Annotated in this window: 4 protein-coding genes and 1 pseudogene; all 5 read left to right on the top strand. The window is 35.3% G+C overall.

Annotated elements, in window-relative coordinates; genetic code table 11:
• Positions 1-77: 77 nt before the first annotated feature.
• The 5 genes and pseudogenes from ACN4EE_RS22635 to ACN4EE_RS22615 all read left to right on the top strand — a co-directional run bounded on the left by ACN4EE_RS22635 (position 78) and on the right by ACN4EE_RS22615 (position 2,861).
• Positions 78-539, top strand: a complete 462-nt coding sequence (locus tag ACN4EE_RS22635) for a DUF29 domain-containing protein (protein ID WP_431708777.1) — start codon at positions 78-80, stop codon at positions 537-539.
• 91 nt (positions 540-630) lie between these two features.
• Positions 631-1,587 (top strand): annotated as a pseudogene (locus tag ACN4EE_RS22630) (GDP-mannose 4,6-dehydratase).
• 79 nt (positions 1,588-1,666) lie between these two features.
• Positions 1,667-1,834, top strand: a complete 168-nt coding sequence (locus tag ACN4EE_RS22625; RefSeq protein WP_431708776.1) for a GDP-mannose 4,6-dehydratase — start codon at positions 1,667-1,669, stop codon at positions 1,832-1,834.
• A gap of 1 nt (position 1,835) precedes the next feature.
• Positions 1,836-2,360: a DUF4351 domain-containing protein gene (locus ACN4EE_RS22620; protein WP_431708775.1), complete on the top strand. Its 525-nt coding sequence runs from the start codon at positions 1,836-1,838 to the stop codon at positions 2,358-2,360.
• Positions 2,361-2,387: 27 nt separating this feature from the next.
• Positions 2,388-2,861 (top strand): UDP-N-acetylglucosamine 2-epimerase, encoded by a 474-nt coding sequence (locus ACN4EE_RS22615; RefSeq protein ID WP_431708778.1) that lies wholly within the window; start codon positions 2,388-2,390, stop codon positions 2,859-2,861.
• The last annotated feature ends 2 nt before the right edge of the window (positions 2,862-2,863 follow it).

Here is a 2,863-nt window from a genome sequence, read left to right as displayed (position 1 = left end):
GATCGAACCTCCCCCATTCCCAAAACTCGATTAAAATGAATTATAATAAGCTAACAAAATAATCGGAGGTAGTCGTAATGGTAGCCCAATTAATCAAAAACCAAACAAATTTATACGATACTGATTATAATCTTTGGATATTAGAAACCGTTAAACAATTAGAAAATAAAAATTTTAATGCTGTTGACTGGGATAATTTAATTGAGGAGGTATTAGGTTTGAGTCGAAGTGATAAAAGAAAACTGGAAAGTTTATTAATGAGATTAATCGAACATCTCTTGAAATTAGGCTACTGGGAAACAGAAAGAGAGCGAAATAGAAAACATTGGAAAGGAGAAATTATTAATTTTCGGAAACAAATTAAACGTCTTTTAAGGGATAGTCCTAGTCTAAAACCTTATCTTAAAAGTGTCTTTGAGGAATGTTATCAAGATGGACGAGAAATTGCAACACAAATATCTGAACTTCCCCTTAATACCTTCCCCGAAGAGCCGATCGCACCTCTTGAACAAATCCTCGATGAAAATTGGCTTCCCTAAATCGTCACAAAACTTAACCAAAAGTTCGATCGAACCCTCACCAATATCGGGTAACTTAAAAGATAGTTAACTATTATAACTCAAAGTATCAATGAAAACTGCCTTAATTTGTGGCATATCAGGACAAGATGGAGCATATTTAGCTAAATTATTACTGGACAAAGGTTATACCGTTTGGGGAACATCCAGAGATGCTCAAATATCCCATTTTCGTAACTTAGAATATTTAGGCATTAAGGACAAAGTTAATCTAACCTCCATGACTTTAACAGATTTCCGTAGTGTCTTGCAAGTGATTACGCAAGTTAAACCCGATGAAATCTATAATTTAGCAGGACAAAGTTCTGTAGGTTTATCCTTTGAAATGCCCGTTGAAACCCTCGAAAGTATCACCATTGGAACATTAAATCTTTTAGAAGTAATCCGTTTTCTGGATCGTCCCATCAAAATCTATAATGCTAGTTCTAGTGAATGTTTTGGTGATACTGGGGATATTCCTGCCGATGAAAATACCCCTTTTCGTCCTCGAAGTCCTTATGCCGTAGCCAAATCCGCCGCTTTTTGGCAAGTAGCCAATTACAGAGAAGCCTATAACTTATTTGCCTGTTCTGGTATTTTATTTAACCATGAATCTCCCCTCAGACCTAATCGATTTGTCACTCAAAAAATCATTGCTAGTGTCTGTCATATTGCACAAGGAAGTCAAGAACTTTAAAGTTAGGTAATATGAATATTTATCGAGATTGGGGGTGGGCGGAGGAATATGTGGAAGCAATGTATTTAATGCTACAGCAAGATCAACCTGATGATTATGTCATTGCTACTGGAGAAAGTTATTCCTTAGAAGATTTTGTTCGTTTTGCCTTTGAATACTTCCATTTAGATTGGCAAAAATACGTTCAAACGGATTCTAGTTTATTTCGTCCTACGGATTGATTTGGCATTCGGACGGGCTAATCCTCAAAAGGCATGGGATAAGTTAGGATGGAAAGCGAAAAATACTACTCCAGATGTGGTGAAATTGATGATTTCTGCTAAGATTCACTAACTATATTACTTATTTACAAAACTTAACTTAATGGCAAAAAAAGCAGATTTAGGTAGTAAAAGATTAATCAGTTTAGCTCATGGAAAAATCAAATCTAAGTAAATTAAAAATATTAGTAACCGGTGCAGATGGTTTTATCGGTTCTCATCTAACCGAAACATTAGTAAAAGAAGGTTGTAATGTGAGAGCTTTTGTTTTATACAACTCTTTCAACTCTTGGGGATGGTTAGATCACTCACCTACCTAAAGTGTTTGAAGATCGTTTTCAAGTCGGAGAAACTAGCCATCGTTATCGGGTAATTAGAATCTGGGAATGTGATCCTACTCCTCTTTTATTTCAACCTGAGTTGTTACCATTAGCGGTTTTGGCTAAAAGTGAACAACCAGAAATGCTATTATCTCAAGTAGCAGATAGTATCAAAAACATAGCTGATCTCAGACAAAAAAGCAATATTGCCGCTTGTGTCGAACTATTAGCAGGTATTAATTATTCGGAGGAATTAATCAAAATGTATTTACAAGATGATCTTTTAAAAGAATCTGTTACTTATCAAAGAATCCTTAATGATGGCGTAAAAATAGGAGTTCAAAGAGAATTCGACTTCATTAATCGTCTTTTAGAAAAACGCTTTGGGAATGTTAATGAAGCCCTACGATCGAAACTTAACACTTTATCTATTGAGGAATTGGAATTATTTGGAGAAAGTCTATTTGATTTTAACTCCCTAGAAGATGCGATCGAGTGGTTAAATAATAAAGAACAAAATCATTGATGTCCAGAAAAAAATGATGGTTTCACTATTTCCGCAAAGGTAGAAATGCTTTTATCCGGTGATACTCCTGTCAGTGTGGCTAAATCAATGGGTGTCGGTGTTATGGGCTTTGCTGATGCTTTAGAACGCTTAAAACCAGATATATTAGTGGTATTGGGCGATCGCACCGAAATGTTAGCCATTGCTGAAACTGCCTTAATTCTGAGAATACCCTTAGCACATATTCACGGCGGAGAAACCACAGAAGGAGCAATAGATGAAGCGATTAGACACTCTATTACAAAAATGTCTCATCTTCATTTTGTGGCGGCAAAAGAATATGAAAAAAGGGTTATTCAATTAGGAGAAAACCCAGAAAAAGTATTCAATTTTGGTGCGATCGGAATAGATAATATTGCCAAACTAAAACTTTTAGAAAGAGAAGAATTTGAAGAATCGATGGGAGCATCCCAATTTTGCCAATATACCAAAAATGAGGATAATAGAAAGGTTAATATTTAAAC

The sequence above is a fragment of the Geminocystis sp. CENA526 genome (assembly GCF_050753365.1).
Taxonomy (GTDB): domain Bacteria; phylum Cyanobacteriota; class Cyanobacteriia; order Cyanobacteriales; family Cyanobacteriaceae; genus Geminocystis.
This window is presented reverse-complemented; position numbering and strand designations above follow the sequence as displayed.